This is a genomic window from Paenibacillus medicaginis, assembly GCF_042138635.1.
GTDB classification, from domain to species: Bacteria; Bacillota; Bacilli; order Paenibacillales; family Paenibacillaceae; genus Paenibacillus; species Paenibacillus medicaginis.
The window spans coordinates 1-21,554 of record NZ_JBHIRY010000041.1; the positions used below are offsets into that span (position 1 = coordinate 1).

Annotated in this window: 24 protein-coding genes and 2 pseudogenes; 23 read left to right on the forward strand and 3 right to left on the reverse strand. The window is 44.9% G+C overall.

The features are described from left to right. The 8 genes from ACE5LO_RS24980 to ACE5LO_RS25015 all read left to right on the forward strand — a co-directional run. Positions 1-1,112: RHS repeat-associated core domain-containing protein (locus ACE5LO_RS24980; RefSeq protein ID WP_375522642.1), on the forward strand; the 1,112-nt coding region annotated here is incomplete at its 5' end. Between the two features lie 14 nt (positions 1,113-1,126). Continuing rightward, positions 1,127-1,348: a hypothetical protein gene (locus ACE5LO_RS24985; RefSeq protein ID WP_375522643.1), complete on the forward strand. Its 222-nt coding sequence runs from the start codon at positions 1,127-1,129 to the stop codon at positions 1,346-1,348. Between the two features lie 330 nt (positions 1,349-1,678). After that, entirely contained in the window at positions 1,679-1,963 is a 285-nt protein-coding gene (locus ACE5LO_RS24990; RefSeq protein WP_375522644.1) for a hypothetical protein, read from the forward strand. 630 nt (positions 1,964-2,593) lie between these two features. Continuing rightward, positions 2,594-2,911: a PTS sugar transporter subunit IIB gene (locus ACE5LO_RS24995; protein ID WP_375522645.1), complete on the forward strand. Its 318-nt coding sequence runs from the start codon at positions 2,594-2,596 to the stop codon at positions 2,909-2,911. Then, positions 2,904-3,236, forward strand: coding sequence for a PTS sugar transporter subunit IIA (locus ACE5LO_RS25000; RefSeq protein ID WP_375356766.1), 333 nt, complete (start codon positions 2,904-2,906; stop codon positions 3,234-3,236). The genes ACE5LO_RS24995 and ACE5LO_RS25000 overlap by 8 nt, the downstream gene beginning before the upstream one ends. A 281-nt stretch (positions 3,237-3,517) precedes the next feature. After that, positions 3,518-4,837: a PTS cellobiose transporter subunit IIC gene (celB, locus tag ACE5LO_RS25005; protein ID WP_375522646.1), complete on the forward strand. Its 1,320-nt coding sequence runs from the start codon at positions 3,518-3,520 to the stop codon at positions 4,835-4,837. Between the two features lie 56 nt (positions 4,838-4,893). Then, positions 4,894-6,318, forward strand: a complete 1,425-nt coding sequence (gmuD, locus tag ACE5LO_RS25010; protein ID WP_375522647.1) for a 6-phospho-beta-glucosidase GmuD — start codon at positions 4,894-4,896, stop codon at positions 6,316-6,318. A 157-nt stretch (positions 6,319-6,475) separates the two neighbouring features. Continuing rightward, positions 6,476-7,186: a GntR family transcriptional regulator gene (locus tag ACE5LO_RS25015; RefSeq protein WP_375522648.1), complete on the forward strand. Its 711-nt coding sequence runs from the start codon at positions 6,476-6,478 to the stop codon at positions 7,184-7,186. Positions 7,187-7,326: 140 nt separating this feature from the next. On the opposite strand, the gene ACE5LO_RS25020 is transcribed toward ACE5LO_RS25015, so the two are convergent. Next, the gene (locus tag ACE5LO_RS25020) at positions 7,327-7,683 is read right to left on the reverse strand and encodes a winged helix-turn-helix transcriptional regulator (RefSeq protein WP_375522649.1); all 357 of its coding nucleotides are present in this window, start codon (positions 7,681-7,683) and stop codon (positions 7,327-7,329) included. 146 nt (positions 7,684-7,829) lie between these two features. Here ACE5LO_RS25020 and ACE5LO_RS25025 point away from each other — a divergent pair, with 146 nt between their 5' ends. Both ACE5LO_RS25025 and ACE5LO_RS25030 read left to right on the forward strand, forming a co-directional pair. Next, positions 7,830-8,183, forward strand: a complete 354-nt coding sequence (locus ACE5LO_RS25025; RefSeq protein ID WP_375522650.1) for a DoxX family protein — start codon at positions 7,830-7,832, stop codon at positions 8,181-8,183. Between the two features lie 100 nt (positions 8,184-8,283). Then, on the forward strand, positions 8,284-8,688 hold the full coding sequence (locus ACE5LO_RS25030; RefSeq protein WP_375522681.1) for an ASCH domain-containing protein: 405 nt from the start codon (positions 8,284-8,286) through the stop codon (positions 8,686-8,688). A gap of 38 nt (positions 8,689-8,726) precedes the next feature. Here the strand turns inward: ACE5LO_RS25030 and ACE5LO_RS25035 are convergent, their stop codons facing one another. Both ACE5LO_RS25035 and ACE5LO_RS25040 read right to left on the reverse strand, forming a co-directional pair. Then, positions 8,727-9,164, reverse strand: coding sequence for an Rrf2 family transcriptional regulator (locus tag ACE5LO_RS25035; protein WP_375522651.1), 438 nt, complete (start codon positions 9,162-9,164; stop codon positions 8,727-8,729). A 185-nt stretch (positions 9,165-9,349) separates the two neighbouring features. Beyond that, complete coding sequence (locus tag ACE5LO_RS25040; RefSeq protein WP_375522652.1) at positions 9,350-9,985, reverse strand: NAD(P)-dependent oxidoreductase; 636 nt, start codon at positions 9,983-9,985, stop codon at positions 9,350-9,352. Positions 9,986-10,208: 223 nt separating this feature from the next. On the opposite strand from ACE5LO_RS25040, the gene hemG reads away from it, so the two are divergent. From hemG to ACE5LO_RS25105, 13 genes and pseudogenes are all read left to right on the forward strand, one after another. Beyond that, a complete protein-coding gene (gene hemG / locus ACE5LO_RS25045; RefSeq protein ID WP_375522653.1) occupies positions 10,209-11,600 on the forward strand; it encodes a protoporphyrinogen oxidase in 1,392 nt (463 codons plus the stop codon). Positions 11,601-11,749: 149 nt separating this feature from the next. Beyond that, positions 11,750-11,833 (forward strand): annotated as a pseudogene (locus tag ACE5LO_RS25050) (transcriptional regulator); the annotation flags it as partial. 152 nt (positions 11,834-11,985) lie between these two features. Further along, a complete protein-coding gene (locus tag ACE5LO_RS25055; RefSeq protein ID WP_375522654.1) occupies positions 11,986-13,422 on the forward strand; it encodes a DHA2 family efflux MFS transporter permease subunit in 1,437 nt (478 codons plus the stop codon). A 73-nt stretch (positions 13,423-13,495) separates the two neighbouring features. Next, positions 13,496-14,203 carry a DsbA family oxidoreductase gene (locus ACE5LO_RS25060; protein WP_375522655.1) on the forward strand — a complete coding sequence of 236 codons (708 nt, stop codon included), beginning with the start codon at positions 13,496-13,498 and terminating at the stop codon, positions 14,201-14,203. Between the two features lie 429 nt (positions 14,204-14,632). After that, on the forward strand, positions 14,633-15,142 hold the full coding sequence (locus ACE5LO_RS25065) for a rhodanese-like domain-containing protein (RefSeq protein WP_375522656.1): 510 nt from the start codon (positions 14,633-14,635) through the stop codon (positions 15,140-15,142). Further along, positions 15,087-16,490 carry an aminotransferase class V-fold PLP-dependent enzyme gene (locus ACE5LO_RS25070; RefSeq protein WP_375522682.1) on the forward strand — a complete coding sequence of 468 codons (1,404 nt, stop codon included), beginning with the start codon at positions 15,087-15,089 and terminating at the stop codon, positions 16,488-16,490. Before ACE5LO_RS25065 ends, ACE5LO_RS25070 begins: the two co-directional genes overlap by 56 nt. A 19-nt stretch (positions 16,491-16,509) precedes the next feature. Next, positions 16,510-17,181 (forward strand): response regulator transcription factor, encoded by a 672-nt coding sequence (locus tag ACE5LO_RS25075; protein WP_375522657.1) that lies wholly within the window; start codon positions 16,510-16,512, stop codon positions 17,179-17,181. Continuing rightward, entirely contained in the window at positions 17,178-18,236 is a 1,059-nt protein-coding gene (locus ACE5LO_RS25080; protein ID WP_375522658.1) for a sensor histidine kinase, read from the forward strand. Before ACE5LO_RS25075 ends, ACE5LO_RS25080 begins: the two co-directional genes overlap by 4 nt. Next, a complete protein-coding gene (locus ACE5LO_RS25085; protein WP_375522659.1) occupies positions 18,233-18,850 on the forward strand; it encodes a DUF2306 domain-containing protein in 618 nt (205 codons plus the stop codon). Before ACE5LO_RS25080 ends, ACE5LO_RS25085 begins: the two co-directional genes overlap by 4 nt. Before the next feature lie 351 nt (positions 18,851-19,201). Continuing rightward, the gene (locus tag ACE5LO_RS25090) at positions 19,202-19,792 is read left to right on the forward strand and encodes a TetR/AcrR family transcriptional regulator (protein ID WP_375522660.1); all 591 of its coding nucleotides are present in this window, start codon (positions 19,202-19,204) and stop codon (positions 19,790-19,792) included. An 83-nt stretch (positions 19,793-19,875) separates the two neighbouring features. Then, positions 19,876-20,034, forward strand: a pseudogene (locus ACE5LO_RS25095) (DJ-1/PfpI family protein); the annotation flags it as partial. A 64-nt stretch (positions 20,035-20,098) separates the two neighbouring features. After that, entirely contained in the window at positions 20,099-20,743 is a 645-nt protein-coding gene (locus ACE5LO_RS25100) for an NAD(P)-dependent oxidoreductase (RefSeq protein ID WP_375522661.1), read from the forward strand. After that, positions 20,740-21,549 (forward strand): SDR family NAD(P)-dependent oxidoreductase, encoded by an 810-nt coding sequence (locus ACE5LO_RS25105; protein WP_375522662.1) that lies wholly within the window; start codon positions 20,740-20,742, stop codon positions 21,547-21,549. Before ACE5LO_RS25100 ends, ACE5LO_RS25105 begins: the two co-directional genes overlap by 4 nt. The last annotated feature ends 5 nt before the right edge of the window (positions 21,550-21,554 follow it).

The window sequence follows — 21,554 nt, forward strand, 5'->3', positions numbered from 1 at the left end:
CGGCAGACGGCAAAACGACCCGCTACTACTATGACGAAGAAGCGAAGCTGATGGCCGAAGCGGACGTCACAGGCGGCGCCCCAACGCTGACGTATGTATACATCTACGATCTGTCCGGCCAAATCTGGGCAAGACAGGACAAGGGCACCGGCGCGCTGCAGTACTATCAACTCAACGGCCACGGCGATGTAGTAGGCCTGAACGACAGCGAAGGTAATGTGCTGAACAGCTACAGCTACGACATCTGGGGCGGACCACTCACGGCGCAGGAGACCGTGCCAAACGTGCTACGCTACTCCGGCGAGTACTGGGATGATACGACAGGCCTGCAATACCTGCGCGCCCGCTGGTACGACCCGGGTGTAGGCCGCTTCATGGGCGAGGATACGTATCAGGGAGAGGTAACCGATCCGCTAAGTTTGAACTTGTATACGTATGTGCATAATAATCCGTTGATTTATTCTGATCCAATGGGACATAAGGTTGTGTTTAACCAGAATCAGTTTGATTACTTGAATCAATTGCGTAGTAATGGTAATGGAGGTCAAAAAAAATGGGCGCAACAACAGTTAGATGATGGAATGGCATATACTGAAACGAAGACTGGTCTAACAGTTTCAGGTTGCTTTGATTGCGCTTCCGAAGATTTCAGCCCTATTTACGATGTTTTAGGTGGAGTTGCAGGAATCTCCAAGTTAGCCGTAAAAACTGCTGCTAAGAAGGTCGCTAAGGAAGTTACGCAAGCGGCAGTGAAAAACTCAGGTCAAAAACTCTTTTGGGGAAAATGGAGTGACTATGATAAGGTAAATATAGAAGGAAAAACTTTTTCAATTGTAGGGAATAGGCTATACACTCGTCACGCAGTTGATCGAATGCAACCAAGTGGAATGAAGTATACGAGCGAAACTGCGGGAGGTAAAGTAGGTGCTTCCCGAATCATAAGTTCAGAGAGCTGGGACTTTGGTCGAAGTGTGTCGCCCCAATATGTGGAGGATGTAATACGTTCTTCAAAACCGATCGCACAACTTAATGGAACAATTCTATATAAATCTGGTTCAGTAGAAGTGTATACGAATCAGGCTGGAGCAGTGATTACGATTATTACTAAGTGATAAGGGGAAATTTCATGGAAGAATTAATGAGCGCTTGTCAAAAATTCCTTGATGGTTCTTATAAAATAGAAGATTTTACTCGGTTCTTGTCGTGGGTGGGAGTTCCAAGTGAGTTCATCGAAATAGTAAATGAGACTGAGCAGAATTTAGAGAGGATCATGGTTACAGAGTTTGAAGAAAACTGGTATCAAGAAGGTTCCAAAGTTGTATTGGAGCTTCTAAAAGTAATTAGTTAAACTTAAACATATTTAACACTTCTTGAACGTTTTCGTAGGGACACCTCTTTCAAAACTATGTTCTACTGCCTGTCAACAAAAGAAGAATATCATGGCAATGGGGGATTAGTGATTCTCTGAAGGCCACATGCAAGTGTAACAACTCCATGTGGTCTTTTTGTCTTTATTGGGTAGAGCCCAATCCGCCCAATGCCAAATGGATCTATTATTCAATCAATAACAAATTTTAAATTACGTGTTAGGTTTTTTAATATTATACAGAGTCTCTTTCGGGTAATATAAGGTTAATATGGTCGGCTACGACGATCCGCTAATCGGGTAGCAAGCGAAATGGCGGCGGAGGAAAGTAAAATCTATAACTACGACGCCAACGGCAACCGCGACAAGATGGGCAGCGGCAAAATCTTCGGCATGAAAAACGCTGAGTATACCTACGACTCCGTCAACCGCTTGACCAAAGTAAGCAGTGAAGGCAAAGAAGTTACGTACTCGTATAACGGAGACGGTCTGCTGTATAAACGTACAGCTGACGGCTGTTTATTGCATACTAAAATGCTTAGTTTTGCAGCAATTGCTCATGCATCCAAAAGTGATTGGTTTGACGTGGAGAGATAGGCATGAGTCTCCAACACAATTGACTTTAACGCTACTCAATAATCGTTATACTATTGAGGTATGAAAACGGGTATGATACAGTAAAAATAGAAATAAGGACGGTCTGCCAACCGTCCCCAGTACAACATCTTGAGTGGGAATCCCTCCAAGATCAAGCGTGCTTGAAAGTGACCCTCACTGGTGGCAACCTAGAGTTGGGTCACTTTCGTTTATCGATGTAAGTTAACAACGCTAACAGGAAGATCCCGAAGGTTAGAACTTCACCAAACGAAGTGAATTCGCACGACCTCCTTTCGGAGGGTGCGCCCACTCAAGGTGTATTGTACAAGCCAAATTATAACGTTGAAGGGCTCTCATTACGAGGGTCCTTTTTATTGTGGTGAAAGTTCCGCATCGGCTTTCTATAACCATTTCGAGGTGGAATCCAACTGCCGGATTCGCAGGGGTATTTGGCTTTCCGCAATATGAATGATCACATAAATCAGTACGAACATAAAATTTCGAAATTTAGACAAAAGTATATACAAATATTTTTAATGTCTAGACAAATAAAAAAGATGGGTTTATAATTTCTCCTGTAAACGTTTTCTGCTAATTCATATTTTAAGCTTGAAAGGATGGAGAACCGTTATGAAGAGAATTTTACTTGCGTGCAGCTCCGGTATGTCTACAAGTATGCTGGTTACCAAAATGCAGGAGCATGCCAAGTCGATCGGAGATGAGGCCGAAATCTGGGCGGTTGGTCAAGATCAGGCATCGGAAGATATGGCCAAGGCTGATGCGGTACTGATTGGCCCCCAAATGAGCTTTCTGAAAGGTCAACTGGAGAAAGAGGCTGCTCAGTATGGTATTCATGTGGAAGTAATAGATATGATGGCCTATGGAATGGTTGACGGCAAGAAGGCATATGAACAGGCTCTGAAATTGGTGGAACGCAAAAATGGATAAGGTGAATATTGCCGATTTAACGGAGGAGCAAATCAGCTTCCAGCTTATTTTTCATAGTGGAAGTGCCCGGAGTAAAGTCATTCAGGCTCTGACCGAATACCGTAATGGGAACGTGGAGGGTGCGGATGAACTGCTCAAGCAGGCGAAGCAGGATTTGCGGGCTGCGCATGACATCCATTTTCAGATGGTCAAGAAGGAAGCCGAGGGAACTCCAACTTCTTTGACACTGCTGTTGATGCATGCGGAGGATCATCTGATGTCCACGGTTACCATGAAGGATCTGGTCCATGAGCTGTTGGAGCTGTTTAAATCGAGGAATTTGTAAGCTGATCTTTGAAATGGCTTACACGGAAGTGTGAGCTGATTTTTCGCTGAGATGGCTTTTTGAGGATTCATTTCAATGCTGACACCTATTTGGATGCAAAAAAGCGTCTCCTTGTCCGGGTCCTGCAATAAGGACCCATCACTGGCGAGTGAATTTAGGAGAGCGCTTATTACCGAGTATAGTCAATTGCAGCAGCAGAATCAAATCCTCACTACAAGCTAAGCGTTGGATGACCGGTGCTTAAGAGAAAGGCAAATTAGTTTCGGTGGGAGGAATAGAAGTTGTTTGAGAAATTAAGCCAGATATTAATACCTATTGCTGGTAGATTGAACAATAACCGTTATCTTTCTGTGTTGCGGGATGCGTTTATGCTGTCATTTCCGTTAACTGTATTTGGATCTATTATCGTCGTTATTATCAATCTTCCGTTCTTGAATGATTGGATGGGAGCAGACAACCTGGCGAGACTTCAGGAGCTGCTGAACATTGCGCCCAATGCAACCCTTAATATTATGACCGTGTTCGTTGTGGTTGGGATTGGATATTATCTATCGCGAAGCTATAAGGTGGAGCCTATATTTGGCGGCATGATTGCATTGGCTTGCTTCCTGATGCTGACCCCGTTCATATTGACTCAGGACGGCGGGACGACCATTGCTGATGTTATTCCCAAGGAGCGTCTTGGAGCCAAAGGCATGTTCCTCGGCATGATTGTGGCATTTATTGCGGGAGAAATTTACCGTAAGGTCACACAGCGTAATATTGTGATTAAAATGCCTCCAGGTGTTCCGCCGGCAGTAGCCAAGTCGTTTGCAGCTTTGCTGCCTGCGTGTATCACACTGGGTATATTCCTGGTCATTAACGTAATTGTTAATGTCACGTTCCACAACAACTTGCATGATTTGATTTACAAGGCCATTCAGGCTCCGCTGGTACATCTGGGCAGCGGCATTATTCCTACATTAATAGCTATATTCCTGATCCAGATTCTGTGGTTCTTTGGGCTTCATGGTCAAATTATTGTGAACTCGGTGATGGACCCCATTTGGAATACGCTGTCGCTTGAGAACTATGAAGCGTACTCGCAAGGTGCAGAAATGCCGCATATTATCACGAAGCAATTCGTTGACATTTATACCGTAGGCATCGGGGGTACAGGAATGACCCTGACGGTGGTGCTCACGATTCTGTTTTTCCTGAAGAGCAAGCAGTTGAAGCAGGTCAGTAAGTTGGCTGTCGGTCCAGGCCTCTTTAATGTTAACGAGCCTGTCATCTTCGGGCTGCCGATTGTCATGAATCCGCTTATTATTGTCCCATGGGTGGTTGCACCAATGGTTGTTACTTTAATCACTTATTTTGCCATGTATACCGGGATTGTTCCGCCACCAAACGGGATTCAGGTCCCTTGGACCATGCCATTGTTCTTTAGCGGCATGATGGGAACGGGCTCCCTCAGAGGGGGATTATTGCAGCTGTTCAATATGGCCGTCGTTTTTGTCATCTGGTTCCCGTTCCTGAAATTTATTGACCGGATGAATGTTCGTAAAGAGCAGGAAGAGGAAATTAGCGCTTCCACCAAGGAGCAAACGGTGGGAATGTAACACATAGCAGGCAGTACAGCATTATTGATGTGGCAGATAAAGAAGGGAGCAGGACAATGAATCATACTGAAGCAAAAGAGACGGTGCAGAAAGAGATCAAATATCCGTTTCCAACCGATTTCTGGTGGGGCTCCTCGGCCTCCGCTACACAGACCGAAGGTACGGTGGAGGGAGACGGGAAAGGTCCGAATATATGGGACTATTGGTTTGAACAAGAGCCCAACCGTTTCTATGACGGTGTAGGTCCTGCCAAGACCTCCGGATTCTATACCCGTTATAAAGAAGATATTGCGCTCATGAAGGAAATGGGCCACAATTCATTTCGTTTCTCTATATCCTGGTCACGTCTGATTCCGGCGGGGACAGGGGCGGTGAACCAGAAAGCTGTGGAATTCTATAATGCGGTCATTGATGAGTTAAGGCAGGCCGGTATTGAGCCGTTCGTGAATATGTATCATTTTGATTTGCCCATGGCATTGCAGGAGCATGGAGGCTGGGTGAATCGGGAGACGGTTGAGGCTTATGTGAAATATGCCAATACCTGCTTTGAGCTCTTCGGTGATCGTGTAGCCAAATGGTTCACCCATAACGAGCCTATCGTTCCTGTGGAGGGCGGTTATCTGTATGATTTCCATTATCCGAATGAACTGGATTTTGGCAAAGCGGTTCAGGTGGCGTATCATACCGTGTTATCGAGCGCAAGCGCGATTCAGTCCTACCGGGAAAAAGGCTATAACGGCAAAATCGGAATCATCCTGAATCTGACTCCGACCTATCCACGCAGCCAGCATCCGGCAGACCTTCGTGCAGCCGAGATCTGTGATGCATTTTTCAACCGGTCTTTTTTAGACCCGTCTGTGACAGGGGAGTTCAACCCTGTGCTCGTCGAGCTGCTGACCAAAGATGGATATTTGCCATCCATGCTGGACGGGGATCGGGAAATGATACGTCAGGGTACCGTTGATTTATTGGGCATTAACTACTATCAGCCACGCAGAGTCAAGGCAAGAGAAAGCTTGCCTAACCCGGATGCCCCATTTGTGCCTGAGCATTATTTCGACTATTATGTCATGCCTGGCCGCAAGATGAATGAGATGCGGGGCTGGGAGATTTACGAGAAAGGCATTTATGACATCCTGACGAATGTACGGCTGAATTACGGCAACATTGAATGCTTTATTTCTGAAAATGGTATGGGTGTGCAGGGGGAAGAGAAGTTCAGGAATGAGCAGGGCATGATCTGTGACAGCTATCGCATAGATTTTATTCGTGAGCATTTAAAATGGGTGCAGCGAGCGATTTCCGAGGGCTCTAATGTGAAGGGTTATCATCTATGGACATTCATGGATAACTGGTCCTGGGCGAATGCTTATAAAAACCGCTACGGCTTTGTGTCTGTGGATCTTGCGAATGATGGGCAAAGATCCGTTAAGCAAAGCGGATACTGGTTCAAACAGGTGATTGAACAAAACGGATTTTAAGATGGTCCTTTGGGCCATCTTTTTTTAAAGTATCGCCGATCAAGCTGTTTGCTGGTGAGAAAGTGTATTGTTTTGTATACTTACTTATACTATTTGTGAGCTGACTTTTTCTGCAGACCATCCCGTACAACAATATCTAATACAGGTGATCATAAAGATGAATAAATATGAACGAATTGCCCGAGAGGTCAAAGAGCGGATCATGAATAAAACATATAGCAGTGACCAGCCTATACCTGACGAAATCTCACTGGCGAGTGAGTTTCAGGTGAGCCGAATGACCATGAAGAAAGCTTTGGATACGCTGGTCAGCGAGGGGCTGTTGATTCGTAAAAGAGGACACGGCACCTTTATCGTCAAGTCAGCCTACAATTCTCCTGTAAACGTCGTTGTGAATGAAATGCTCGGATTGACCAACCTGCTGCGCGGGAAGGAAATCAAAAACAAAATTATTGCTTTTGATGTTCAGTTTCCCACGGAGGAAGCAGCCAGTCATTTATTTATTGATCCTAAATCACCTGTATACCATATGATTCGTCTGCGTATCGTGGAAGGCGAGCCTTATGTGATGGAAAAAACGTACATGCCTGTCAATCTGATCAGCGGTCTTACGGAAGAAGTGCTTTACGGTTCCATTTACAAGCATATCAAAGAGGAATTAGGCCTTAATATCGTCGGTTCACATCGTACCATTCGCGCGTCCAAAGCTACAAAAATGGATCAGGAGCACCTGATCTGTGCGGCAGATGATCCCATATTGGAGATTGAGCAGGTGGGTTTCCTGGACACGGGTATTCCTTTTGAATATTCCTTCTCACGTCATCGATACGATAAATTTGTATTTACTACCGTGAACCGGATGCGTTAAGTCACGGTAACAACAACCCCTTGTGTTCGAATTCTTCGTTGCCTTGTACTTCTTGATGGTATGGGATTTTAGCCAGAAGTTCTCCCCCTCGGGGGGGAGATTCTTGTGGGAGTCGCTGAACCGGCTTCTTAACCTCTATATCACCTGCTGCTCTTCTCCTCCAAACGATTTTCCCCATACAGCTCATTCAGGTGCTCAATGTGAGCCACTCCCCAGTCATTCATAGCCTTAAGAACAGTATGCATACCCCGCCCGTATTCCGTAATGGAATATTCAACCTTTGGCGGCACCTGCTGATACACCTCGCGGTGAACGATATCGTGATACTCCAATTCTCTTAGCTGCTGGGTCAGCATTTTTTTGGTGATATCCGGGATTGCTTTTTGCAGCTCGCTAAATCTCATCGTGCCATCTTCAAAAAGGCGGAGCAGAATGACAGGCTTCCATTTCCCGACCAGAATGTCCAACGACGTTTCGAATTTGCAATAAGTGTCCATGAATAACCCTCCAAATCCGCAACCTGCGTAAGGTTACTTTTTTCATACTATGTTTAATTAAAGTAACTACTTCCTGGGAAAATTTCTATGGTTTATTATGCACCTTAGAAGTCGATAGATTCAAGAGGGGGAGCTGGCAAAAATTTATGAATATCACATTATGGATTGTACAAGGACTTCTGGCATTTGGCTTTATTTATTCCGGTTGGATGAAGGCATTTCAGCACGAGAAAGCAAAAGTGTCCTGGCATTGGGTGAACGATGTTCCGAAAGGGCTTGTTTCCTTTATTGGGATCGTGGAATTGCTTGGGGTGCTTGGCTTGATTTTGCCGCAAGCGTTGAATATCGCGCCTGTGTTGACGCCACTTGCGGCAGCAGGGCTTGCCGTAGTCGTTCTCCTTGGAACCTTGTTCCATGTACAGCGTAAGGAATATCGGGACATTGGTGTGAACATTGTTTTCCTGGTGTTGGCCTTGATTGTTGCGATTGGCTGTTTCTAAGCTGAAGGAACCAAAAGGTCGAGTTTTGGTTTCCTTGTTGAATTGGAAAAATACGACTATAATTTTACGAACAACAGGGGAGGGGTTATTGATGTTATCGATTCCAATACAGCCATTCAAAATGGTTTTTGGATGGGAAAATGATAACGGCCTTGGAGAAATGCTGATTCAGCAAATTATCAGGGGAGAGAAAACGGCCACCTGTGCCCCCAAGTCGGAATATTCCCCTGAGGAGCTGCGGCAGACCTATGAGCCGGTCGGGCAGCTTATGACGGTTTATGATAAGCATGACCAGCCGCGCTGCAATGTAAAACTGATTGAGGTGTTTGAAACGACGTTTGGCAATCCGGATTCGCGGCTTGTGCGCGGAGAAGGGAACGGCGATAACACTGCACAATTTCAGGCGGATCACCGGTTGGCATGGCAAAATCTGACCGAGGCAGGCATGGAGCTGAACGATGATACAATTCTGGTGGTCGAATTATTTGAGCTTGTGCAAGCTTGACAAAAAAATAACGCTCCTCTCCGCTAGGAGATGGAGCGTTATTTGGTATGGGCCTCTTCCTTGGCCGATATATCGTACACAACCTCGCTCAGCTTCACATGTCTAAGCTCCTCTTCCATCGCTCTTTGCGCGTTGGAGAATACGGGCACGATGGAGGACTGGATATTGCGTCCGACAGGGCAATCCGGGTTTGGCGTTTCATGTACGGAGAAGAGCGCATCTTCCTCCACGACATTGACCGCACGGTACACGTCGAGCAGGGTGATGTCGTCTATGCTGTGCAGCAGCTTGGCTCCTGCCACGCCGGCTTTGACCTCCACGAGTCCGGCCTTGTTCAGCATGCCGATGATACGGCGGATGACCACCGGGTTGGTGTTCACACTGCTTGCTATAAATTCGGATGTATTTACACTCGTTTTATTGTACTCCAGCAGGGAGAGAATATGGATGGCTACGGCAAAACGGGTACTGATCATAGCTCACAGCTTCCTTTCGCGCAAAATAGTGCAGTACGGCTATTTTACCATAGTTTCGCGCCCAGTATAGCACCTATATTTATCCTGGGGGAAAAGCAAAAGCCCTCTTCATGCGCGGAACCTGAGCAGAACGAACCGTGTCCGGGAAGAGGGCGTGCTGCCCCATACAGCAGCTAAATGTTATTTCACTTCTTTTCTCCCACCACGGCAAAGCGCTCATTCACATGATTTGCCTGCTCGGCCTCATCCACGACGGCGATGGCAAAGTCCGCATAGCTGATGTAGCTGTCGCCTTGCGCGTTGAAGAACAGGTTGTCTTTGCCAGTCTGGTATGCTCCCGTTCTTGCTCCTTGGGCGTCAAAGAACGCCGCAGGGCTGACAAAGGTCCACTGAATGCCGCTTGAGCTCTGCAGATCCTGCAGATTTTGCCCCTGGTTGGAAGCCGTAGGGAGAAATTGCTTTGGAAAATCAGGCGTATCCATCAAACGAACGGATTTGGCTTCATCCACATACAGGCTGCCCGCTCCGCCAACGACGATCAGGCGGGTTTGCGGCGTTCCCTTGAGAGCGTTGATCAGCGCCCGGCCTGCTTCTACATGCAGATGCTCCTGGCCTGGAGGCGCTCCGAACGCATTGATGACGACGTCAAAAGTCTTAAGATCGTCTGCTGTCAGGCTGAAAACATCCTTTTCAAGAACTGACGTATTACTTACCTTCGAAGCGTCCCTGACGATGGCCGTCACTTCATGGCCTCTGTCCGCCGCCTCTTTAATGATCAAGCTTCCGGCTTTGCCGCTGGCACCGATAACTGCAATTTTCATTTTGTTAACCTCCTGGGATTTGAATGGTTTGCTGCATCACTCGTGTAATCTGTTCTTGTAACTATAATAGTTACAATATGTGAACATGTCAACAACATTTCCTGAAGAGACAGAGAATTTTTTTGGTGATCATTCACAATAATGATTTTTGTATCAAAAACGTATGCGAGGCATGTGTTATACTTTTCTGTAGACTTAATTTTTCGTATTGAGGTGTTCACATTTGAAAACTGTCGTGGTGATAGGTGGCGGAATTACAGGCCTGACGGCTATGTATACTTTGCAAAAGGCCATGAAGGAGCAGAATCTGCAGCTGAAGCTTATCCTTGTGGAAGCGGACGAGACGCTAGGCGGCAAAATCAGAACGATCCGCCAGGACGGTTTTATTATGGAGACCGGCGCGGATTCCATTGTGGCCCGTAAAAATGACCCCGGATTGATGGAAGAGCTGGGACTGTCCGGGGAGATTGTATACAATGCAACAGGCAGATCATTTATTTATTCGGACGGAAAACTAAAAAAGCTTCCTGCGGACGCAGTGTTCGGCATCCCCGTCAATCTGCAGGCGCTGGCTGAAAGCGAACTGATCTCAGCGGAGGGCAAAGTGGCCGCGCTCAAGGATTATTACACTCCGAACGAGACGTTCACGGAGAATGACTCACTTGGGGCGTTTCTGGAGCATTTTCTGGGCGAGGAGCTTGTGCGTAAGCAGATTTCGCCGGTCATCTCCGGCGTATATTCAGGCGAGCTGGACAATTTGACGATAGCTTCTACCTTTCCTTTCCTGCTGGAATACAAAAATAAATACGGCAGCATTATGAAGGGTCTTGGCGAGAACAGGGAAAGGTTCCTGAGAGGGGACGGCCGCAAGTTTATTTCATTCCATGGCGGGGTATCCGACCTGATCGACAGGCTGGAAGCCCTGTTGGACGATGTGGAAATTTTGAAGAGCACGCAGGCACTCAGTGTAAAAAATACAGGTGGACGTTATGAAGTGGCCTTAGCGGGCGGGCGGAGTTTGGAAGCGGACTTTGTCGTGCTGAGCACGGTGCACACCTCCGCGCGTTCGCTGCTGCAGGATAAAGCGTTAAACGAGGATTTCGACAGGCTGAGCAGCCGTTCGCTGATCAGCGTGTATCTCGGCTATGATGTCCCGGATGAGCGGCTGCCGGAGGACGGCACGGGTTTTATTGCTGCTCAGGGCAGTGGTCTCATGTGTGATGCCAGCACCTGGACAAGCCGCAAATGGCAGCATACCTCCGCACAGCAGCGGCTCCTGATCCGGATGTTCTACAAAAGCTCTAATCCACATTTTTACAAGCTGCAACAGCTGACAGAGGAAGAGCTGATGAGCGTGGCCGTCAGTGATGTGGAGAAAAGCATCGGCATCACGGAAAGACCCGTGATCTGTGAAGTGACGAAATGGCGGGATTCCATCCCGAACTATCATCTCGGGCATCCGGACATTGTCCGGTCGCTGGAAAGCAAGCTGGCGGCAAGCCACCCCGGGGTCATGCTCGCGGGCTGCTCCTACTACGGGGTCGGCATTCCGGACTGTATAACGAACGGGATGCAGACGGGGCAAAAAATTATAGATGCATTAACGGATGGCTGAATGTGTACTTTGCCTGTCGGGTTGCACGGAGGAGGCCGTTTGGACCGAACATCGGTCCAATCAGTTTCTTCTTGCAATCCCAAAACAAATCACTTATTATGGACATTGTGGATCTGGAATATATTATTTCGGGAAAGGGGGGAGTTCGTTTGCAGTTCTCCAAAAGTACGGATTATGCCCTGCACGCTTTAATTCAATTGGGACTCTCGGAGCGCTGCCATAATGTCGGGATTATGAGACCTTCAAACGTAGCAAGCAGAGAACAAACAAGAAGTGATACACTTCTTGCGCTTTAATTATGGATATAATAGATCGTTTATATACTCATTTAAGAAATGAAACTCAACGGTTCCTTATCAATAGATAAGCTTGGAGGAGAAATTTTATGATCGATTTAAATAACTTGAAGCGTGGTCCGATTATGATGGCGCTAATCGTCGGTATGTTTGTGGCCGCTTTGAATGAAACGCTAATGGGAAATGCTTTCCCCGAACTCATGAAGTCGTTTGATGCGTCTGCGACAACGGTTCAGTGGCTTACCACCGCGTATTTGCTTGTGGTTGGCGTACTTGTTCCGGTGACAGCGGTATTGCAGCAATGGTTTACAACCCGGCAAATGTTTCTGTCGGCAATGAGCCTGTTCTTCGCTGGTACGCTTATTTCGGCGGTATCGCCGGCATTCGGCGTGCTGCTGACAGGGCGAATGATTCAAGCGATTGGCACCGGTATGCTGCTGCCTCTGATTATGAACATTATTATGACCATCTTTCCACCGGAAAAACGGGGAGGAGCCATGGGGATGTTAGGACTCGTCGTCATGTTCGCACCGGCGATCGGCCCGACGCTTTCGGGGTTGATTGTTGATGGGCTTTCATGGCGCTGGTTGTTCTACCTAGTGTTGCCGTTTGCGCTGCTATCCGTAATTGTAGGGGCCGCTGTCCTGAAGAATGTGTCGGAAGTGACCAAACCGCGAGTAGATATCCTATCCATTGTGTTGTCGACCATCGGCTTTGGCGGAATTGTCTATGGGTTCAGCAGTGCAGGTGAGCAAGGCTGGTCACAGCCGTTGGTAATCTGGACGATTGCCACAGGGGGCGTTGCCCTGGCCCTGTTCATCTGGCGGCAACTGCTGCTTAAAGAACCTGTCATGGATTTGCGAGCGTTCAGGTATCCCGTATTTGCGCTTGTTGCCGTACTGATGTTTGTGCTTTTGATGACGTTCTTCTCATCCGCGATCATGCTTCCTATGTTTATGCAAGGTGTGTTGATGATGACCGCCTTCACATCAGGCCTGGTTCTGTTGCCTGGGGGAATTCTGAATGGGCTTATGGCGCCAATCTCAGGCAAGCTTTTTGATAAATTCGGGCCTCGAGTGCTTGTCATTCCAGGACTTGCTATTGCCGTCGTTTCGTTGTGGTTATTTACCAGGTTTGGAGAAACGACAACGACCGGATTTCTTATCGCGGCACACATTACGCTGATGGTTGGCATTGCGTTAGTGATGATGCCTGTACAGACAGCGGGGCTTAACCAGTTGCCTCGCCATCTGCACCCGCACGGAACAGCAATCCTGAATACGCTGCAGCAGGTATCCGGCGCTATCGGTATTGCCCTCTACATTAGTATTATGTCGGGCGGGCAGAAGCAGTATTTGAGTAACGTGAGTGATCCGGCGTCTTCCGTTGAAATCACCAAGGGTCTGGCAGCAGGTATTAACAACGCTTTTTGGTTCGGCGTGATCATCGCACTCGTTGCGCTTGTGCTCGGTCTCTTCCTACGTAAAGAAAAAGCGCCAGAGCAGGGACAGCAGGAAGCCGAGTGATCCGCCATTGGCGCAGAGCATCATACAAATCAACAAGAATCGCATGAACATTTTATTATTGGAGGAATAGACAATGAGAATAGATGTATGGTCAGATTTCGGATGTCCCTTTTGCGTGATCGGAAAAACAAAACTTGAGCATGCGCTTGAGAAATTTGTAAATCGGGATCAAATTGAAGTGGTATACCGCAGCTTCCAACTCGACCCTCATGCGGAGAACAGAACATTAAGTCTCCAGCAGCTTGCTCTTGAAAAGAGCATGACTGTCGAGCAGTTGAAAGCCAAGCAGGCACAGGTGGCGGAAATGATTAAAAACGAAACGGGACTGAGCGCCAATTACGATCCCATAGTTATTTCCAATACATTTGATGCGCATCGTCTGGTGCATTTTGCAGCGAAGTCGGACAAAGGAACGGAGTTAACCGAACGAATCTTTCACGCCTATCTCTCCCAATCCTTAAATATTGCCGATCACAACGTGCTTGTTTCCTTGGGCAAAGAGGCCGGGCTTAACGAACAGGAAGTGGCCGATATGCTCAGTTCCGATGCTTATAAAGATGCGGTCAGGGCAGACATCGCCGCAGCCAGAGAACTAACGATTTCAAGCTTACCGGCATTTGTCTTTAATAACGAATATTTGATTTTAGGAGCTCAGTCAGAGGAAGTTTTTTCGAATATTTTAAACACGATTTTGGAAAAAGAAAGCAACCCCCTAACATCGGAAGTAGAGAATCAATCAGAAGGTGATCATAGCTGTACCGACGGGAGTTGCAATTTGTAATTGGCCTGAATCACTATTTTATTTTTTGAAAGTTCGTATCCTCTAATCGTAAAGTAAAGACCCTTTTATTAGTTGCCACAATTGTCTCTCCTTTTTGGTGATATCACTATTGTGACATACCCGTAGATTATTTTGACTTTGTTTATTCCATTTGAACGTGCTGAGAAAAGTTCAAAGCGACCAGTTGCACCAGCCCCGTCTATTTACTTGTAACCCTTTCAGCGATTATATCCTTTCGTGTGAGAACTTGAGGATATCATATAATCGCTTGATTGGGTTATTTTTCTATGAAGAACTTTTCACTGACGAGTTAAGGATGGAATTATTTTAATCGTCGAAGCACTTTTTTCGTGTATACGTAGTTTAAATTGAGTTTAAAAAGATGCGCTATCATGAGGTGTCTGAATTTGAAGTTGAGGGGGCATCAGCATGAGTACCGCGTATACGGAATTAACATGTAATGAATTACAGGAAAAGTTAAATAAAAGAGAGAGCGTGAAGATCATCGATGTTCGGGCAGCTAGAAGCTTTGAGCGTGGCCATATTAAAGGAGCAATCAATATCCCTTATTCATCGTGGTCGAAAACACCTAAGTTGTCGGCAGAAGAAGAGGTTGTGGTTATATGCTACGTTGGCATGATCAGCCCAAAGGCGGCAGAGCGATTAACTCACTCCCATAGTAAGGTGTACAACTTTAAAGGCGGTATGGCCCAGTGGCAAGGAGAAATTGAGACGGTGAGGGTCGGCAGTAAATGGAGTGTGGAGCGGAGCTATAATTTACTCTTAGGGTTTGTATTGCTCTTGACATTGCCAATATCATTCTTAAGTCCCTGGCTCGGAATCGGCTTTTCTTCATTTATTGGATTAGGGGTGATTCTCTTTGGTGTCACGAACAATAATATCATTACGAAAATTTTTCGCTCCTATGGTTGTAAGTAAAAAACAGCACAAGAAATGGAGAGACTTAATCGTTGGCGTAGATGAAAAGATTCCTTTAGCGGATGGACGCTTCATCAAGGGAATTCATTTTGACAATGCGGCGACTACGCCACCATTTAAGAGTGTTTTGAAGGCGATCACACAATTTGCACCATGGTATTCATCTGTAGGCCGAGGACAAGGTTACAAGTCGGTACGTTCAACAGAAATAGTGGAAGGAACACGTTTAAATGTATTACATTTTGTAGGTGGAAAGGATGATGAGCATACGGTTATTTTTACGAAAAATAGCACGGAGTCCGTGAATCTGCTTTCACATATCTTGCATCAAACGACAAATAAACGCTATATTCTAGCATCAGAAATGGAGCACATTTCGAATGACTTGCCTTGGCGTAATCACTTTGAGGTGGAATACATTGCGGTTAATAAAGAGGGCCAGATCAGTTTAGAAGATTTGAGAGTAAAGCTTAGGGCATTGCAGGGGCAAGTCGCATTAGTCTCTATAACGGGGGCTTCGAATGTGACTGGCAGCATCAATCCTGTTTATGCGGCGGCTGAACTAAGCCATCAGTATGGGGTCCAAATACATGTCGATGCTGCCCAGTTCATCCCGCATGAATCGATCCAAATGATGCGACTTAACCCCGCGGAGAATATTGACTTCCTTTCCTTTACAGGGCATAAACTGTACGCTCCCTTTGGAACGGCTGTTTTAATTGGCCGGCAAGGAGCATTACATGAAGCAGGGCCGCTGCTTAAAGGAGGGGGGACGGCACGTATTGCTTTGAAATCATTTGTTCAATGGAATGAGGCACCCGAAAGATTTGAGGGCGGAACGCCAAATGTGATGGGTATTGTAGCATTAAATGCAGCGATTCGTACATTGCAGCAGATTAATATGGAAACGATATTTGAATATGAGAAGGAAATCATGAATTATGCCCGTAACCGACTACGGACAATTGACGGTTTACACTTATTCAGTGCTTCGAACGACAATCTGCCGCAAGTGAGTTTGTTTTCGTTTACCATTGATGGGCTGCATCATCAGGATATTGCTCAGAGCCTGGCGACTGAGTTTGGCATTTCTGTTAGAAGCGGCTTTTTCTGTGCTTATTCCTATGTACAGAAGCTCTTGCAGTTGAGTGATAAGAGGATAGATGAAATAAGACAGGATGCCAGTATTCCTTCCCCGGGCTTAGTGCGAATCAGTTTAAGCTTCTACAATACATTTGCTGAAGTCGATCAATTGGCAGAAGCGTTACAACATATAGCTTGTAATAGGGAATACTATACGAAGAAGTATGAAGATGTACCCAAAGGAATATGTGGGAGAAGTATTTAAGTAGAAAGGTGAATATGTAATGGCAACGATATTGGTAGTAGATGATGATGCTTCTATTCGCGAAGTGGTCACGGTCCTTTTGAAGCAGGAATACTTTTCTGTGAGGGAGGCTTGTGATGGACAAGCAGCCTTGGATATAGCTGAGGGACATGAGATTGACATGGCCATTATTGATATTATGCTTCCGAAGGTGGACGGTTGGGAGCTTTGCAAGGAGTTTCGTCAGTTGTATGATTTCCCGATTTTAATGCTGACAGTAAAAGGGGAGTCCGTTCAGAAGTTAAAGGGGTTTAATCTGGGGGCAGATGACTATATGGTGAAGCCATTTGAACCTCTTGAACTATTAGTGAGGGTAAAAGCCTTACTGAGAAGATATCAAATCAACCAATCTCACAGGGTGCAAATAGGTGAGTTATTGATGAATAAGAACACCTATACGGTGACAGTGGGCGATAGCTCGCATACCCTGCCGTTAAAGGAGTTTCTTTTACTTTTTAAGTTGGCAGAGGCAGCAGGTCGGACGTATACGAGAGAGCAGTTAATTGAATCCATTTGGGGTATTCACTTCTCCGGTAATGACCGCACGTTGGATGTGCATATTAATCGGCTGCGGGAACGATTCAAACACCAATCCTACTTTCGCATCAAAACCATTCGGGGACTAGGATATCGATTAGAGGTTTTGATATGAGCTTATGGAAGCATTTTTTCATGATTGGGGTTTCTTTAATTGTGGTCGGTATGCTGGCTGGTTATCTGTCGTATGTGTTGACATCTTTTCTATTCGAACTATGGGGGGGCAACCTTTCAGGCTGGTTAACGGCATCGATAAACGGGCTGCTATGCTTCGTCTTGGCGAGCATGGTCATGAGTACGCTATTTATTTTATTTCGTCCCAAAAGAGATCGTTACTGGCAGCCGATTGTTGAAAGTATGAAACGGATTGGTAGTGGTGAGTATGACCGCGCCCATCTTGATGAGAAGCAGGTTAAAGGTTATTTCAGGAAACTATTGTCGAGGAATGTCAACCAAATGGCGGAGGAGCTTACCTTACGAGAAAAATTAAACCAGGAATTCATCTCGAATGTTTCTCATGAAATTCAGTCTCCACTAACCGCAATAAAAGGTTTTATACATGTATTGAGGAATCCTGAGCTAACGAGTGCAGAAAGAAATCATTATCTCGATATTATCGAAAAAGAAAGTAACCGACTGTCTAACTTAAGCACCAATATGCAGAAGCTGTCGTGGCTGGAAGAGATAGATACGGATTTAAAGAAGCATCGTGTTCGTTTAGATCAGCAAATTCGAGATGTTGTACTAGCAATGGAATATCATTGGAGTCGCAAAGACATTGAATTATCCGTTCAGTTGCAGGAGGTTAGGTGCCTAGCGAATGAAGAATTGTTAAGTCAGGTTTGGATGAATTTACTCGATAACGCAATTAAATTTACACCCAGTCATGGGCAAATTCAAATTAAACTAACAAATACACAAAGAGGACCAGTTGTGGAGATTAAAGATACGGGAATTGGTATGACCGAAGATGAGCAAATACGGATATTTGAACGATTTTATAAAAGTGACCGCTCGCGTAATCGACAGAAAAAAGGTAGCGGGTTGGGACTGTCTATTGTCCAAAAAATCGTAGAATTGCATCATGGGAAAATAGCTGTTGCAAGTGTACTTAATGAAGGTACGACGTTTACGGTTACTCTTACAAATGGAGAGGAAGCTGCACTATGAGAAGTAGAAAAGCTTTAATCATTACTTTATCTGTGATTGCTGTAATGTGGATTTTTCATACCGCATCTAAGAATTTTATCGTTGACCCCACCTTCTCGAAATTTCTTTCGAAGAAGGATATAAAACTTCCGAATATAGATCTATGGGTCATCATGATTCGACTGCACATTGTCTTGGCCATTGTTGCTTTGATTACCGGTCCCCTAGGTCTTTCGAAAAGGATTAGAACAAAGAGACCTTCTCTGCATCGCTGGAATGGTCGAATCTATGTCGTGTCGGTTATACTCAATGTCATTCCAGGTTATTATGTATCGTTTTATGCAAATGGGGGATTTTGGAGCGTCATTGGATTTTTAATCCTGAATACACTCTGGTTGCTTACGACGGTCAATGGATATCGTTTTATACGAAAAGGGCAAGTCAGACAGCATCGAATTTGGGTGCTGCGAAGCTTCTTTTTAACGTATGCCAATTTAACGATTTACATCATAGTGACGATTTTCCATAAAGGCGTTGGTCTTCAATATGGTTCGTCTTATACGTTAGCAGTTTGGTTGGCCTTCACGATAAATTTATTATTGGCTGAGCTAGTCATAAGAAAATCGAGCATCTAAGTCGGTTGGTCGCCTGTGCTGAAGTAACGGATTCAACCTCGCCTTGACGCCAATGTCAGGGATTTCGGCCATTAAATGTTCATGGTGAAGGATTGTTCTGTTTTGATTCTTAGGGAGTCGAGTTGTATAGATTACCTTGCTCCGTCGGTCCAGCGTATCGCATTGTTCTTTGTTGTGATGTATACTTTGTTTCGAGTTGATTTTCATCGTCATTATTACAAAGCAAAAATTATTAAAAGTGAGGTTTCCTTAGTGTGATATAGTGAGGCAAAGGATACACTTAAAATAAGTATGAAGTTCTTTACTGCAGGTTTCGATTAAATCATAAATTGGAAGAGGTAGCTGAAAATTATGACTAATCATGATAAAGTTTATAATTTGATTGTTGATAAGTCGCTTATATTATTTAATACGCAGGGAATCCATAAGACTTCGATACAGGACATAATGAGTGAGACGGGGTTGCCTAAAGGGAGCATTTATCGAAGATTTAAGGATAAAAATGATATTGTCTTGGCAGCTTATGAAAAAGCCGGATTGATTATTTGGTCTCATATTAATAATTCAGTTGAAAATAAAGCAACCACTTTAGAGAAGATATTGGCTATTTCAGAAATCTATTTAGATGCTGTCCATAACCCTCCTATTGAAGGAGGATGTCCATTATTAAATACAGCTGTTGAAAGTGACAGCACCTTTCCAGAATTGAAAACCATGACGTCTAAAGCTTTCAACAATATGACTATGTTTGTAGAAGCACTACTTAACGAAGGTATTGAATCTGGAGAATTTACTAATGAACTTGAACCACACTCTATGGCATCCCACCTTCTTGCTTCAATGGAAGGGGCTATTATGGCAAGCCGCCTTTCTTTAAGTAATGAGCATATTAAAAATAATTTGGACTTTACAAAAAGGCTGTTATTATCGTACTCCGTGTAGATGTTGAAAAGCAGTCATATTTGTAGAGGAAATTAGTTGATAAACATGTTATAATCAAAACGAACCGGACGGTCCGGTCCTAGGGAATGGATTTACTATCCGCAAGTGGCGCAAATGCTGTTCATGCTAGAGTTGTGGACGATGGAGATTTAATTACTGGTGCTGGAGTAACATCTGGCTTAGATCTTGCAATTTATGTTGTTGAAAGAGAGTTTGGTCCAAGGATCGCTCATGAAGTGGAATCTAACGCGCTGGCAAAAGCAGATAAAAGCCGCGATAACTTCTAATAAGAAGGAGAAGATTAAAATGAAACTATTCGTGGTAGGTGCAAACGGAGGCATAGGTAGGTTAATTGTTAGCCAAGCCCTATCTGATAATCATGAGGTGACTGCTTTTGTACGAAGAACGGATGGGCTTGATTTAAATCACTCCAATTTAAAGGTTGTAATAGGAAATATATTGGAAGATCAACATAAATTACAGAATGCTATGAGGGGACATGATGCGGTTATTTCTGCGTTAGGAAACGGATTGGTTATAAAGGGGACCGGAGGGAAGATTTTAAATCATGCAATGAGTTCGGTCGTACAAGCTATGAATGTTAATAGTATTAAACGATTATCGCTGTTGATGAGCTATGGCGCGGGTGAAACATTAAGCAATGCAAACATTTTTATTAAATTTCTTGGATATACCTTTTTCCGTAAAGATTTTGCAGATTTGAGCGCAGCAGAAAAAGTCGTAGTTGAGAGTAATCTTGAGTGGACTATTGCATATTTTGGATCTTTAACTGATGAAACCGATAAAAATAAATATATCGCTTCGTCTTCTCTAAAGACGCCTGCCAAATTGACGATTTCTCGTGCATGTGTTGCAGATTTTGTCCTCACCTCAGTTACTGATCGAAAGTTTGTTAAGCAACGTGCTGTGCTAAGTCGGTGGAACGGATGACCTTACTTCAAGGGAAAATTATTGTAGTGACTGGTGCAAGTTCAGGCGTAGGTGCTGCCGCGGCTAAAAAATTATTTGAATGCGGAGCTCAAGTTATACCGGTGGGGAGATCGATCCAACGAACGGAGAAGATAGCCAAGGAGTTAGGGGCCAAGCCATACACTGCTGACTTTACTGATTTAAACAGTGTAAGGAATCTAGCCAATCAACTTTTAAATGATTTTTCAAGAATTGATGTATTGGCGAATAATGCTGGAGGAATTCCTGTAGAGAGCGGATTAACCGTGGATTACAATGAACCTATTTTTCAAGTGAATACATTGTCTCCATTTCTACTTACTCTGATGTTAACCCCACATTTGAAAAAAAATGGACGGATCGTGAATACCTCCTCTCGTTCTCATAAAGGAGCGTCCATAAACAAGAGCGACTGGCAAAAGACGAATGGGTTACGGGCTCATGCGATTTATGCTCGAAGTAAACTTATTACTGGGATGTTGTTCAGGGAGTACCACAGACGATATTCAATTGAGTTTGCGGACTTTCACCCTGGACTCATCAGCTCTGATTTTGGTCGATATATGGGTTTTTACGCGAATATTTTAAAGGTAGTCTTTTCGCCATTCCTTGCAACACCAGAAAAGGGAGCAGAAACATTAGTTTATTTGGCAGAAACGAGTACTAAACTTAATGGCGATTATTATGTACGGAAACAAAAAGCACAAGGGAACAGGATGCTTGACGATCCTGCTTTATCAGCGTGGTTATGGGAAGAGTGCATGCAAAGAATAGGAAAACTTTTATGAATTAC